Origin of the sequence: Martelella sp. UBA3392 (assembly GCF_002358775.1) — a bacterium.
Taxonomy (GTDB): Bacteria; Pseudomonadota; Alphaproteobacteria; order Rhizobiales; family Rhizobiaceae; genus Martelella; species Martelella mediterranea.
The window spans coordinates 22,423-36,106 of record NZ_DEPM01000120.1 but is presented as its reverse complement, the minus strand read 5'-3'; the positions used below and the strand labels follow the sequence as shown (position 1 = coordinate 36,106).

The 13,684-nt window shown below is 64.8% G+C and carries 9 protein-coding genes; 2 read left to right on the top strand and 7 right to left on the bottom strand.

Annotated features, from left to right (window positions below):
* Window positions 1-2,086 (top strand): beta-glucosidase (locus B4E36_RS08855; protein ID WP_345900250.1); only part of this gene is annotated, 2,086 nt, incomplete at its 5' end.
* A gap of 78 nt (window positions 2,087-2,164) precedes the next feature.
* On the opposite strand, the gene B4E36_RS08850 is transcribed toward B4E36_RS08855, so the two are convergent.
* The 6 genes from B4E36_RS08850 to B4E36_RS08825 are packed head-to-tail and all read right to left on the bottom strand — an operon-like array spanning window position 2,165 to window position 10,059.
* Window positions 2,165-3,943 (bottom strand): sulfatase, encoded by a 1,779-nt coding sequence (locus B4E36_RS08850; RefSeq protein ID WP_345900249.1) that lies wholly within the window; start codon window positions 3,941-3,943, stop codon window positions 2,165-2,167.
* Window positions 3,944-3,979: 36 nt separating this feature from the next.
* Window positions 3,980-4,600 carry a TetR/AcrR family transcriptional regulator gene (locus B4E36_RS08845; RefSeq protein ID WP_292055637.1) on the bottom strand — a complete coding sequence of 207 codons (621 nt, stop codon included), beginning with the start codon at window positions 4,598-4,600 and terminating at the stop codon, window positions 3,980-3,982.
* On the bottom strand, window positions 4,597-6,681 hold the full coding sequence (locus B4E36_RS08840) for an ABC transporter ATP-binding protein (protein WP_292055638.1): 2,085 nt from the start codon (window positions 6,679-6,681) through the stop codon (window positions 4,597-4,599). The genes B4E36_RS08845 and B4E36_RS08840 overlap by 4 nt, the downstream gene beginning before the upstream one ends.
* Window positions 6,682-6,684: 3 nt before the next feature.
* Complete coding sequence (locus B4E36_RS08835) at window positions 6,685-7,572, bottom strand: ABC transporter permease (protein ID WP_292055639.1); 888 nt, start codon at window positions 7,570-7,572, stop codon at window positions 6,685-6,687.
* A gap of 4 nt (window positions 7,573-7,576) precedes the next feature.
* Window positions 7,577-8,524 carry an ABC transporter permease gene (locus tag B4E36_RS08830; protein ID WP_292055640.1) on the bottom strand — a complete coding sequence of 316 codons (948 nt, stop codon included), beginning with the start codon at window positions 8,522-8,524 and terminating at the stop codon, window positions 7,577-7,579.
* 5 nt (window positions 8,525-8,529) lie between these two features.
* The gene (locus B4E36_RS08825) at window positions 8,530-10,059 is read right to left on the bottom strand and encodes an ABC transporter substrate-binding protein (RefSeq protein WP_345900248.1); all 1,530 of its coding nucleotides are present in this window, start codon (window positions 10,057-10,059) and stop codon (window positions 8,530-8,532) included.
* A gap of 408 nt (window positions 10,060-10,467) precedes the next feature.
* On the opposite strand from B4E36_RS08825, the gene B4E36_RS08820 reads away from it, so the two are divergent.
* Complete coding sequence (locus B4E36_RS08820; protein ID WP_292055643.1) at window positions 10,468-12,153, top strand: glycoside hydrolase family 3 protein; 1,686 nt, start codon at window positions 10,468-10,470, stop codon at window positions 12,151-12,153.
* A gap of 89 nt (window positions 12,154-12,242) precedes the next feature.
* Here B4E36_RS08820 and B4E36_RS08815 read toward each other — a convergent pair whose 3' ends face one another.
* Window positions 12,243-13,673, bottom strand: a complete 1,431-nt coding sequence (locus B4E36_RS08815; RefSeq protein WP_292055644.1) for a sulfatase family protein — start codon at window positions 13,671-13,673, stop codon at window positions 12,243-12,245.
* Window positions 13,674-13,684: the final 11 nt, after the last annotated feature.

Below are 13,684 nucleotides of genomic sequence, written 5' to 3'. Positions count from 1 at the left end.
GGTCGCCTATATCAAGGGCCTGCAAGACAATGGCGTCGGCGCGACGATCAAGCATTTCGTCGCCAATGATTCCGAAATCGACCGGCAGACGGTGTCCTCCGATGTCGACGAGCGGACGCTGCGCGAAATTTACCTGCCGCCTTTCGAGGCCGCGGTCAAAAAGGCGGGCGTCTGGGCGGTGATGACCGGTTATAACCGGCTGAACGGCATCCACATGGACAGCCACAAATGGGCGCTGCAGGACGTGATGCGGGGTGAGTTCGGCTATGACGGCATCTTCATGTCGGACTGGTTCGGCACGAATTCGGTCGCCGATTCGGTCAATGCCGGGCACGACCTCGAAATGCCCGGACCGACGCGCTATCGCGGCGCCAGGCTTCTTGACGCGGTGAAGGCCGGGGAGGTTAATCTCGAGACGATCCGTGCCGCAACGCGCCGCCTGCTCGTCCTGTTCGAGCGCGTCGGCGCCTTCGACAGCGCAGGCCCCGAGGCGGAAACGTCGCGTGATGCGCCGGAGACCCGTGCGCTGATCCGCCGTCTCGGCGCGGAGGGTGCCGTTCTTCTGAAGAATGAAGGCAACCTGCTGCCGCTGGAAAACACCGTATCGATCGCAGCCCTCGGACCCAATGCCGGCGTGGCGCGGTTGATGGGCGGCGGTTCGGCGCAGATCAACGCGCCCTATCGGGTGACGCCGGTGGAGGGACTGAAGGCCGCCTTCGGTGACAATCGCGTTTCCCATGCCAAGGGCTGCACCAACAACAGGCTGACGCAGGTCCTGCAGGGCGATATCGAGCTTCGGTTCCATCACGGCCGTAGGCTTGAAGGCAAGCCCGTTCATATCGCGATCGAGGAAGCGCTCAACTGCTTCTGGTTCGATCTTCCAGTACCGGACCTGGACCAGAACGATTTTTCCGTGCGGGCCGTCGCCACCTTCACTCCGGAGGAGAGCGGGACCTACCGCGCCGGAATGACCAATGCCGGGCTTGCGCGCGCCTATCTTCATGGCGAACTGCTGATCGACGGCGAGAGCGACTGGGCGCACGGACAGAACTTTTTCGGCACGGCCAATGACGAACGGCTGGCGGACATCGAACTTCAGGCCGGGACCACCTATCAGCTGGTCATCGACTATTGTTCCCCGGAGACCGCCGATAACGGCATCACCGTCCGCGCGCTCCGGTTCGGGATTGAAAAGACGATGGGGCAGCAGGAAATCGATGATGCCGTCAGGCTTGCGACGGAGCAGGATGTGGCGGTGCTGTTCGTCGGCCGCCAGGAGGAATGGGACAGCGAGGGGTATGATCTGCCGGACATGACCCTGCCTGGCCGGCAGAATGCGCTGATCGAGGCCGTCGCCGCCGTCAATCCGAACACGGTCGTGGTTCTGCAGACCGGCGGGCCGGTGGAGGTGCCCTGGCTCGACAAGGTGAAAGCCGTCGTCCAGTTCTGGTATCCGGGACAGGAGGTCGGCAATGCGATTGCCGATGTGCTGAGCGGCGCCGCCTATCCCGGCGGCCGGCTGCCGCAAACATTCCCGAAGCGCATGAAGGACAATTTGGCCTGGAGTGACGACGCGCTCACCTATCCCGGCAAGGACGGGCATGTGCGCTACGATGAGGGCGTTTTCGTCGGCTATCGCCATCACGACGTTCACAATGTACCGCCGCTGTTTCCCTTCGGTTTCGGCCTCGGCTACACGCAGTTTACCTGGGGCGAGGCCGTCGCAGACACCGAGATCATGACCGATGCCGGTGTCACCGTCACCGTACCGATCGTCAATTCGGGCGCGACGGATGGCGTCGAGGTCGTCCAGCTCTATGTCCATCCGGAAGCCATGGCGGAAGACGTTGCTGTTGCCCGCCCGGAAAAGGAGCTGCGCGCCTTCGCGCGTCTGGCCCTGAAGCCAGGACAGAGCGGAACGGCCAGCCTCGGCATCGTGCCGCGCGATCTCGCCTATTTCGATGTGGAACGCCAGAGATGGGTGGCGCCTGCCGGCCGCTACGCGCTTCTCGTGGCCGCGAATGCCGGCGATATCCGCGAGCGGCTGGCTGTCGATCTGCGGGCCGAATGGTCAGAACCGGCCTGATGACCTGAAAACCATCATCCGCCGCGCGCCGGACAGTGCGCGGCGGATGATGACGAAATGCATTGGTTCAGGCGGCTGTCAATTTGCCGATTGCATCACGCCTTGGCCGTGTGTCCGTTCAAACGCCCTTAACCGTTCCGGCGAGACGCTCGGCAGCATGACCGAGATCTGCCAGAGGGAGAGGTAGCCGAAGCGTTCAATAAACGGTCCGGAGGCGGGGAGGCCGAGGGCGCTGGCTGCCTGTTCCAGGAGCGCCTTGTCGAGCGTTTCGATCGGTTGCCGCAGCGCCGCGGAAAACTCCGTTTCCGGCGCCGATTTCCAGTCCTGTTCAAGGGTTTCCAGCGAAAGCGCTCTCTGTCTGCGGCCAAGCAGGTGTTCGGGGCCGACATCGCCGGTCTGGGGCAGGCCGAGGCGTTCATACTGTTCGGGCGGCGCCTCGGCCTCGCGCATCGCCTCCACAAGCCATTGCGCCATCAAGAGCTCGCGCTCGTCATCGATCAGCGGGTTGCGCTGTTCGGGATCGGTCTCAAGATCGTAGAGCAGGCTGCCGAAGGCATAAGGATTGCCCATCGCCATGCCCCGGACCCTCAGCAGCGGAACGCCCTTGGAAAATCCGAAGGGCGGGGAGAGGGTCGCCTCCTGCAGGTCCGGGACGGCGAAACGATGGTCCATGCGCGTCGGCATCAGCGTGTATTCGTGAAGCGGGCCGTTGGATGGGGTCGCCGGCCCGCGCATGTAGACATAGCGGCCATCCGTGATGTTGACATGCCCGCCGAAGACGCCGAACAGCGCGTGCTGCCTCGGTTTTTCGCTGCCGGAAAGAACCGGCGCGATCGGCCGCCCCTGCATGTCGGGCGTGCGGTCGACGCCGAAATATTCGAGCAATGTCGGGCCGAAATCGATCGTTTGCACGAGGGCATCCGAGCGCGTCCCCGCCGCCCCGGTGCGCGGATCCCAGAGGAACAGCGGCGTGTGGATGTTTTCCTCGAACCAGGGTTGGATATTCTTGCCGAACCAGCCGTGTTCGCCGAGCAGGAAGCCGTGATCGGTGCACACGATCAGCATCGTGTCCTGCCACATGTCCTGCGCATCCATGAGGTCCATCACCCGGCCGAGATTGTCGTCGCACATGGTCAGCAGCGCCGCATAGGACTTGCGCAGGCGGGCGAGCGTTTCCGCGTCCTCCAGAACGGGCCGATAGTCCGGCCAGTCGTAATGCGGCCCGGCCTCTTGCGCGCCGGTGCGGGCCTTGTGGGCCTCGTCGGTGAAAAACGGCTCGTGCGGATCGAAGCATTCGATCTGCAGGAACCAGTTGTCGTCATCGGCATTGGTGCGCATGAAGCCGAGGCCGGCGTCGAAGGTCTGCGTCTGCGGATAATCGGCGGCGGTCTTCAGGTATTTGCGGTTGATCCAGTCCTGCCGCCAGAGCCGACCCTTGCGCCAGGTCACGGTTTCAGGGATCACCGGGTCCGCGACCTCGCCCTTCCAGGCATCGCCCTCCTGACCGCGGAAGAATTCGTAGGTGGAGTAGCGGTTGTGATAGGTCGCGCCGCCGTCCTCCCAGTAATGCTGATGGTCGGTGATCAGGTGGGTGTAGATACCGGCCCCTTTCAGCATTTCCGGCACGCTGTCATCGAAGGGCTCGATCGGCCCCCAGCCGCGATGCAGGAAATTGTAGCGCCCGGTATGCATTTCGCGGCGCGCCGGCATGCAGGGCATGGAGCCGGCATAGCAACGGTCGAACGTCACGCTGCGCTCCGCCAGCCGGCGGAAATTGGGAAGGTCCACATCCGTGGCGCCATAGGCCGGCAGGAACAGGCGGTTGAGGCTATCGAACATCACCATGACGGCGCGCATGATTGTCTCCTAGAGGATGTCGGTCGTGACGGGCCGTCAGTCCGGTTTCTTGATGTAGGGGGCGAGGAGGGCGAAGAACTCGTTCATCACCTTCGGGCGTTCGAGCGCTTTCGGATCGAGCAGCCATTGCAGCCTGAGACCGTCGGCGGCGGCGATCATCAGCCGGGCGATGCTTTCCACCGTCGTGCCGGGCGGCAGCCTGGTTTCGTCGATCGTCGCCGCAAGCTGATCGGTCGCCTTGACGACCACGGCTGCGTATCGGTCGCGGAACCAGGGATGGGCCGGATGGTCTGTGAAGATCGCCTCGTGTGACAGGATCGCGAAGAGTTGCACCATCACCGGGTTCTTCTCGTTCCGCCGCAAGGTCTCGACGAAGGCCTCGGCATAGGCGATGCCCTTGTTGGCGGCATCGGCGGTCTCGTCCACCAGAACGCGCTCCTCGCGCTGGCGCAGCACCGCAAGCAGCAGTTCCGCCTTGGACGGAAAATAGTGCAGCAGGCCGGCCTGCGTCAGACCCACGGCATCGGCGATATCGGCTAGGCTCGCGGTGTGGAAGCCGCCGTGTGAGAAAAGCCGTGTCGCTGCATCGAGGATTTCCTGGCGGCGGCTCTCACCCTTTGGACTGCGCCGGCGGCGCGGTTCTGCTTTTGCCTTCATCGTTGCTGTACACTTTCAGGATTTTGGGCTTCGGCGAGGATCAGTGCATCGCGCTCGGCGGCAAAATGGCAGGCCACTTTCGAACAGCCGTCTCGTGCGGCAAGCGCGGGATCTTCCTCCGAACAGATCTTGCGATCGGCACGATAGAGCGGCCCGATCGGACAGCGGGTCCGGAAGCGGCAGCCGGACGGTGGGTTGGCGGGGGAGGGCAGTTCGCCGCCAAGATAGATGCGTTCGCGGTCCCGGCGGGTCACATCGGCCTCGGGCGTCGCCGAAAGCAGCGCCTGGGTATAGGGGTGGCGGGGACGGTTGTAGACATCGTCGGTGGTGCCGGTTTCCACCAGTCGGCCGAGATACATCACCGCGACCATGTCCGAGATATGCTTCACCACCGCCAGGTCATGGGCGATGAACAGGTAACCGAGCCCGAGTTCGGTCTTGAGGTCGTCGAGAAGGTTGATGATCTGGGCCTGGATCGAGACATCGAGGGCGGAGACCGGCTCGTCGCAGATCAGGAGCTTCGGCTCGACGGCAAGCGCGCGGGCGATGCCGACGCGCTGGCGCTGGCCGCCCGAGATCTCGAACGGATAGCGGCTGAGGAAATGCGGCGCCAGCCCGACCGTGTTCATCAGGTCGGCGGCCCGCGCCCGCGCCGCCCGGCCCGTGAGCCCGACCACGGCGAGCGCCTCTTCCAGCGATTGCGCGATCGTGCGTCGCGGATTGAGTGAGGCCGAGGGATCCTGGTAGACATACTGGACGCGGCGGTTGATGAAGTGCCGGTCCTCGGTCGTCATCGCGGTCACGTCGCGGCCGTCAAGTTCGATCGTGCCGGAGGTCGGCTGGTTGATGCCGACCAGCGAGCGCGACAGGCTCGACTTGCCGCAGCCCGATTCCCCGACGAGACCGAAGGTCTGGCCGAGATAGACATCGAAGGATATGCCGTCGACGGCATAGACCGGGGTATGCTTGCGGAACATGCCGCCGGAACCGGCGGCGACATCGGTTTTCAGGTTTGTGACCTTCAGGAAGGGTTTCGCGTTGTCGGGCACCGCCGCCCGCGCGGGGAGGGCTGCGGACGGCGGTGGGGCGAGGTCGGTTTTACCCGCCTGCGCCACGTGACAGGCTGAACGGTGGCCGGGTTGCAATTGCGCAAGTGGCGGAACCTGTTCCCGACAGGCACCGATTGCATGCGCGCAGCGCGGATGGAAGGCGCATCCCGACGGCAGGAAGGCCGGGATCGGCGGCTGGCCGGGAATCGCCGGCAGCTCATGGGCGTCGTCGGCGTCAAGGCGCGGCACGGAGCGCAGCAGCGCCGCGGTATAGGGGTGGCGCGGCGCCGTCAGCACATCGCTGACGAGCCCGGTTTCGACCACCCGGCCGCCATACATCACCACGAGATCGTCGCAGAGTTCGGCGACGACGCCCATGTCGTGGGTGATCATGACGATGGAGACGCCGAGCTCGTCGCGCAGTTTGACGAGGAGCCGGAGGATCTGCGCCTGGATGGTGACGTCGAGCGCCGTCGTCGGCTCGTCGGCGAGAAGCAGGCTCGGGTGGTTGGCGAGCGCGATCGAGATCACCACGCGCTGGCGCATGCCGCCGGAGAATTCGTGCGGATAGTTGTCGATGTTGCGCTCGACGTCGGGAATGCCGACCTGGCGCAGTAGTTCCCTGGCCCGCTCGCGGGCGGCCGGCCCCTTGACGCCATGGACCTCCAGCGCCTCGACGATCTGGTCGCCGACCCGCATCACCGGGTTGAGCGCGGACTGGGGATCCTGGAACACCATGGCGATGTCCTTGCCCCGGATCTTGCGCATTTCCTCTTCGGGAAGCGTCAGTAGTTCGCGGCCGGCGAGCTTCACCGAGCCTTCGCGGACATGGCCCGGCTTGCGCAGGAGCCGCAGGATGGAACGCGCGGTGACGGACTTGCCGGAGCCGCTTTCGCCGACGATGCCGAGCACGCGGCCGCGGCCGACCTCGAAGGAGACGTTGCGCACGGCGGTGATGCCGGTATCGCGGCTGCCGAAGGCGGTGGTGAGGTTATCGACCCGGAGCAGCGGATCGGTTGCAATGTCGGTCATGATCTATTCCGAGCGGTTGACGGCGGCGTTCAGCGCATCGGCGAGAAGGCTAAAACCGAGCGCGAGCAGGATCAGGATGGCGGTTGGCCCGATCACATAGGTCGGCGCGCGGGAAATGTAGCGCATGCCGACATTGAGAAGCGTGCCGAGCGAGGGTTCGGGCGGCTGCAGGCCGAGGCCGACGATCGAGAGCGCCGCCTCGATGAACACGGCGGCGACGACGAACATCGCGCCCTGGACGATGATCGGCTCGACCGCGTTGGGCAGGACGTGGCGGACCATGATCTGCCATTTCGTGGCGCCGAGCGTGCGGGCCGCGGTGACGTATTCGCGCTGCATCTGCGACAGCATCGTCGCGCGCGCCAACCGGCCGAAGGCCGGAAGCCCGAGGATGGTGATGGCGATGACCAGCGCCTGCCAGCCGGCGCTGAAGATGATCACCACGCTGATGCCGAGGATGAGCCCCGGGAAACCGGCGATCACATCCAGACCGCGCTGGACGAAAGTACCGAGCCGGGCGGAGATGACGCCGAGCAGGCCGAGCAGCGTGCCGATCACCATCGACAGCGGTACGGCGGTGTAGACCAGGCTGAGGTCGGTTCTGAGGCCATAGATGCTGCGTACCATGATGTCGCGCCCGAGCTCGTCCGTTCCGAACGGATGGGCAAGGCTGACCCCAAGCAGCGAATCGCGCGACTGCTGATCGTAACCGCCCGGAAACAGCACCGGCGCCAGCAGCGCGCCGCCTGTCAGGAGAATGATGATGGCGACGGCGATGATGCCCTTGGGCGTCGTCATCGCCTCGCCATAGCGGCGAAGGGCGGGATGCACCGTCCATCTCTGGTCGCCGTGACGGTCTTCCGAGGTGTCGTTCAGGGATGTTTCGGACATGGTTTCAACCCTCCAGCCGGATGCGCGGATCGAGCGCGGCGATGAGAATTTCGGAGAGGAGCTGGATCAGCACCGCGACGATGACGGCGCCGAGGATGAGCGCCTGCAGCACATAGTAGTCGCGGCTCTGCACAGCGTAGATGGCGAGCGCGCCGAGGCCGTTTCGGGCGAAGATCGCCTCGATGATGATGGCGCCGGCAAGCAGGTCGCCAATTCTGAGGCCGATGGCGACGATTGCCGGGCCGAGGCTGTTGCGCAGCACGTGTTTGCGCACGATCCGGCCGCGCGGCACGCCCTTGGCCTTGGCCAGATCGACGAAATCCTCGCCGCGGGTCGAGTTCATCGTGGTCTGCAGCAGGCGTGCGATCATGGCCGATTGCGGCAGCGCCAGCGCAATCGCGGGAAGGATGAGGAACTTGAAGCCCATCACCGGATCCTTCGACAGGTTGACCTCGCCGGAGACAGGCAGCAGCTGGAAGGCAATCCCGAAAATGAGGATGAGGATCAGCCCGGTCAGGAATGGCGGCGTCGCCAGCAGGATCGTGGTGGCGACGTCGAGCACCGCGCGCGCCCAGGGCGTTCGCTCCGTTCCCGCAAGCACGCCAAGCCCCAACCCGATGACGATCATGATGATCGTCGCCAGTCCCGCGAGCTCAAGCGTGCTTTCCAGCCGGTCGGCGATGACCGTCGATACCGGCCGTCGCATGACATAGGACTGACCGAAATCGCCCTGCAGCGCGCCCGTCAGCCAGTGGATGTACTGCACCGGCATGGGCTGGTTGAGGCCGAGCTCCTCGCGCACGGCCTCGAGCTGCTCCTGCGTCGCATCGGAGCCGGCGACCGTGATCGCGGGATCGCCGGGCGCAAGGCGCGGCAGAGTGAAGGCGATGATCGACGACACGAAGGCGACGAGGATTACCGCGGGGAGCTTGCGGAGGAGAAAGCCGAACATCGGATTTACCTGTAGGTGGCGTTCTTGAACAGGATGTAGCCGCGCCTGGAGAACGATACGCCCTCAAGGTCGGCGGAAACGACGCTGGGGGACGGCGCCTGGAGGAGCGCCAGCGTGAAGGCCTCGTCCAGCATATATTCCGACAGCGCCGTGACGGCCTTGGCCTGGTCGTCAGCCGTCGAGGCGGCCGAGACCGCGTTGCGGAGCCTCTCGTATTCATCGTTCCAGAAATGCGACGGGTTGCCCTTGCGCAGCGATGGCAGCGAGGAGAGAAGCGTCGCGGTCTGGAAGCCGACCTGACCGTGGATCAGGATGAAGGACTGGCCGAGGTCGCCGGCCACCTGCCGCTGGTCGTATTCGGCGACATCGAGAACCCTGGCCTCCGGCTCAAGCCCGACTTCGCGCAGATTGTTCTGCACGATTTCGAAGATCGAGCGGTTGGCGGGGATCGCGGGAATGATGATCGTGACCTTGGCGCCCTTGGCGCCGGCGTCATCCAGCATCTTGCTGGCCTTGTCGGGATCGTAGGAATAGCGGTTCGCCAGTTCCTCGGTATAGCCGGGTGAGGAAGGAGACCAGAACAGGTCTGTCGGGGTACCGGCGCCGTCGAAGACCTGATCGATGATGCGCTGGCGGTCGATGGCATAGCCGACGGCCTGACGGACCGACTTCTGGTCGAACGGACCTTCTTCCACGTTGACGCCGAACGGATAGATCGTGCCGGCGGTGCTGACGATCGTATACATCGGGTTGCGGTCGAATTCGATGACGTCGCGTGGCGTCATGCCGTAGCCGATCTGGGCACGGCCCGAGCGGACCGCGGCGATTGTAGCGGTCGGATCAGCGATGATGGCGTAGTCGAGATCGTGGATTTTCGCGGCATCCTTGTCGCGATAGTCGTCGTAGCGGCTGAGCTGCAGTTCGGCGCCCGGCGTCCAGCTCACGAATTTGTAGGGACCGGTGCCGATCACCTTCGAACCGTCCTCGCGCTCGGCATAGGTTTCCTTGTCGATGATCGGGGTTTCCTCGAACAGGTCCCAGACATTCGATGTCGGCTGCGAGAAGGTGATCACCACCTGCGTATCGCTGGGCGTGTCGATCGCCATGAAGCTGCGGGCGATGAAGCCGATCTGCGAAGCGGTTTCGGGAAGCGCTGCGGTCTCGAGACTGTATTTCACATCCGCCGCGGTCATCTTGCGGCCGGTGTGGAAGGTGACGTCGTCGCGCAGGTTGAGCGTCAGCGTCATGCCGTCATCGGACAGCGTCCAGTCGGTGGCAAGCTCGGGCTGCGGTTCGAACGTTTCGGGATCGGTGTAGGTCAGCGTCTCGAAGACATTCTTGATCCAGGGGAAATTGCCGCCGCGAAAGGCGAGCAGGTTGCGCGGCTGGGCGTCATAGGCCTGGGCGATGACGGCGCGCGACGTATCCTGGGCAAGAGCCGGGACATACTGCATGGCGCCGATCATCACCGCGGCCTGCGCGGAACCGGTCAGCAGACGACGACGGGTGACCGAAAACAGTTTCGGATTGGGCATGTAACTCCTCCTTTGTGGCGTCACTCCCCTGACGCCCTCTTAAAACAACCTAGCACTTGCTAGGTTTAACACAAGTCAATTTTGACGCTCCACCGAGCGGGGCGGTGGCCTCGGCGCAGGGCATGGAACCAAGGCGTCGTGCCATCGTCTGCGGCCGACAATGGTTTCGCGCTCGGCAGAAAGCGAGGCTTCGATCAAGCTCCGGACGTTGAGCCGCAGGCGCTTGAGGCCTTGAAGCGGCCAGCAAAACGGCGGCGCTTCAGGTGCGCGAAACCGGCCTGCCTGCGGCTTTCGAACCGTGGCGCCCATAACTGTCGTTTATGGCCGGTCCCAACAAAAACATTGTCGACCATTGCCCACGAAGGCTATCCAGAAACACATTGAAGCGTCTTGCGGGGAGGAACATGCATGACACCGGACGATCTGCCGCTCAATCTTCTGAGGAAGCAGCCCTTCAGCCTCTCGGAGGAGGATATCGCCTGGGTGGCGCAGTCCGCGGCGGCACTCGCGGGCGACCTCGAGAGCATGATCGCCCAGCTTTTCGTCATCGGCCTGCACGGGCCGGCCGGGCCATGGGCGGCGGAAATCGAAAGGTTGCGGCCGGGCGGGGTCACGCGCTTCTTCTCGCAGGATGGGGCCGCCGAGGTGACGCTCCTGCAAACCCTGCAGCAACGGTCGAAGGTTCCGCTGCTGGTCTCGGCGGATCTCGAAGGCTCGCGCATGTCCTTTCCCTTCGGCACGCAGGTACCGAACCCGCTGGCGCTGGCGGCGGTCGACGACACGGCGCTGACCCGCGACATCTACACGCTGATGGCCGAGGAGGCGCGCGCTGTCGGCACCAACTGGTCGTTCACGCCGGTTATCGACATCAATGCCGCGTTCCGCTCGGCGATCGTGGCCACCCGCGGCTTCGGTTCCGATCCGGCGCTGATCGAACGTCACGCGATGGTCCAGATCGAGACTTTGCAGCGCCATGGCATTGCCGCCTGCCTGAAGCACTGGCCGGGCGAGGGCTATGACGACCGCGACCAGCATCTGTTGACCACCGTCAATCCTCTGTCGATGGACGCGTGGGAGGAAACCTTCGGCAGGCTTTATCGGGCCGGGATCGCAAACAATGTGCTGTCGGTGATGTCCGCCCACATCGCGCTGCCGGCCTTCGTGCGCATGCTGGATCCCGAGGCCGGGCCGGAGGAACTCTATCGGCCGGCGTCGCTTTCGCGGCTTCTCAATCAGGAACTGCTTCGCAACCGGCTGGGGTTCAACGGTCTGATCGTTTCGGATGCCTCCGAGATGGCGGGCGCGACGTCCTATATGGCGGCCGGCCCGGCCAAGGTCGAAATGCTTCGCGCCGGGTGTGACATGGTGTTGTTCACCGGCGATCTTCCGGGCGATATCGCCCTTGTCCGCGCCGCGCTGGAGGATGGCAGCCTGCCGGAGGCGCGCCTCGCCGAGGCCCTGACGCGGGTTCTGGGGCTGAAGGCCGCGCTCGGCCTTCATCGTCGCAAGACGGACGACGATCCCCTTGCCCGGCTGGCGAGGCCGGACGCGAAGGCTACAGCCGCAGAGGCGTTTGCCCGCGCGCCGACGCTGGTGAAGGATGTGCGGAACCTGTTTCCGCTGTCGCCCGAAACCCACCGCCGGGTGCTTGTTATCTCCGGCGGCATCGTTTCGCCAATCCACGGCGCGCCGGTGTCGCTTGCCCTGCCGGAGATGATGCGCGCACGCGGTTTCGAGGTGACGGTGTTCGCCCACGGCGACCCGTGGCAGCCCGCGGAATACGACCTTGTGCTCTATCTCCTGGCCGAGGAGACACTGCTGACGCGCAGCCATATCTTCCTCGACTGGGCGCGGCTGATGGGCGATTTCCGGATGGCGATGAAGCGGCCGTGGCACGAGGTGCCGACCGCGCTCGTCTCCTTCGGCTATCCCTATTACCTTTACGACGCACCGCGCATGCCCGCCGTCATCAATGCCTATGCGACCTCCGACGAGATGCAGGAAGCGGTGCTCGATTGCATGACCGGCGAAAAGCCGTTCACCGGCAAAAGCCCGGTCGATCCCTTCTGCGGGCAGGAGCAGGCCCGGTTCTGAGGGCGAGCCTGCGTTGTCGCCTGGCCGCGGCATACCTTCCCGGGGTTGCCGGCGGGTACAGTTATTCGCCGCACCCGCCGCAAATTCCGTTAGCGGCGCGCCATATCGTCCCGGATCGCCTCCAGCAGACGGTCGCGGATGTCGGGATGCGCGGCGGCGATGTCACGGCGCTCCTCCGGATCCTCATCGAGATCGAACAGCGCGACCGTATCGAGGCCGGCGGGATCGAATTCGGTGAACTGCATCTTGCCCGGCCGGATCGCGCGCCAGTCGCCGGCGACGAGCTTGAAGCGGCCATCGGTCACCGCCCGCCACGGGCCGAGGCCGGAAAATACGAGCCGCGTCTCGGGTTCGGCCTCGCCCTCGAGCAGGCCGCGCAGGCTGTCGCCTTCCATGCCTTCGCCGGGCGCGCCGGAGAAATCGAGGAAGGTCTTCGCCATGTCGAGAAGAGACACCGGCGTCCGGACGGAGCGGTCCCTGGCCGAAACACCGGCGCCGGCGACGATCATCGGCACGCGCACGGAATTCTCGTCGGGGATCGACTTCGCCCACAGCCTGTGGTCGCCGAGCATTTCGCCGTGGTCGGAGGCAAACACCACCAGCGTGTTGTCGCGCTGTCCGGTCTCGTCGAGAAAGGCGAGGAAGCGCCCGAGCCAGTCGTCGATGACCTCGATCATCGCGGCATAATTCTGCCGGATCATCTGGTGTCGCGGATCGCGGGAGCCGTCGACCGGTTCCGGGAAGGCCACGTCCTTCCAGCGGTCGCGCATGCGCTCCGTCACGTCGAGCGGTTCGTGGGGGCCGGCGAAATTGACGGTGAGGAACCACGGCTTGCCGGTGTCCTTCAGGCCCTCGAGTTCGTTCATCGCCTGGCGGCCGATCCAGTTGTCGCAATAGGCCTCGTCCGGAAGCGGCGAGAGATCGGGATTGGTATAGGCGTCGGGCAACGGAAGGTCGCCTGCGGCGATCTCGTTGACGGTCGCCGGAATATTGGCGCGGTCGCGGCGGCGGAAATCGGCGTCGTGAACGTCGGCAAGCCCGATTTCGGCGAGATAGGTCATGTAGGGCTCGCGGGCGCCGCGCTCACGGCCATAGATCGCGTCATGCTTGCCGGCATTGTCGATGCCGCGGGTAAAGCCGAGATCGGCGAGGCGGCTTTCGCCGGCCTCCGTCATATGCTTGCCGTCGGCACCCCAGTCCATGAAACCCTTCAACAGGTCGAGCTTGCCGACCGTGGAAACCGCATAACCCTTGTCGGCCATGCGCCGGTAGATCGTGTCGGCGCCCGCCGGCACATTCTGGTTGTTATGCTGCACCGGGCTGCGATCGTAGCGGCGGCCGGTGGCGATGCAGGCGCGTGCCGGCGCGCAGATCGGCGATGGCGTCCAGGCCTGTTCGAAGTTGACGCCGCGCTCGGCGAGCGCCTTCGCGTTCGGCGTCCTGACGGGAACCGTCGCCCGTGGCTCCACCCAGTCGGAGCGCAGTTGATCCGGGAAAACCAGAAGAATATTCGGTTGCATGATGGGACTTC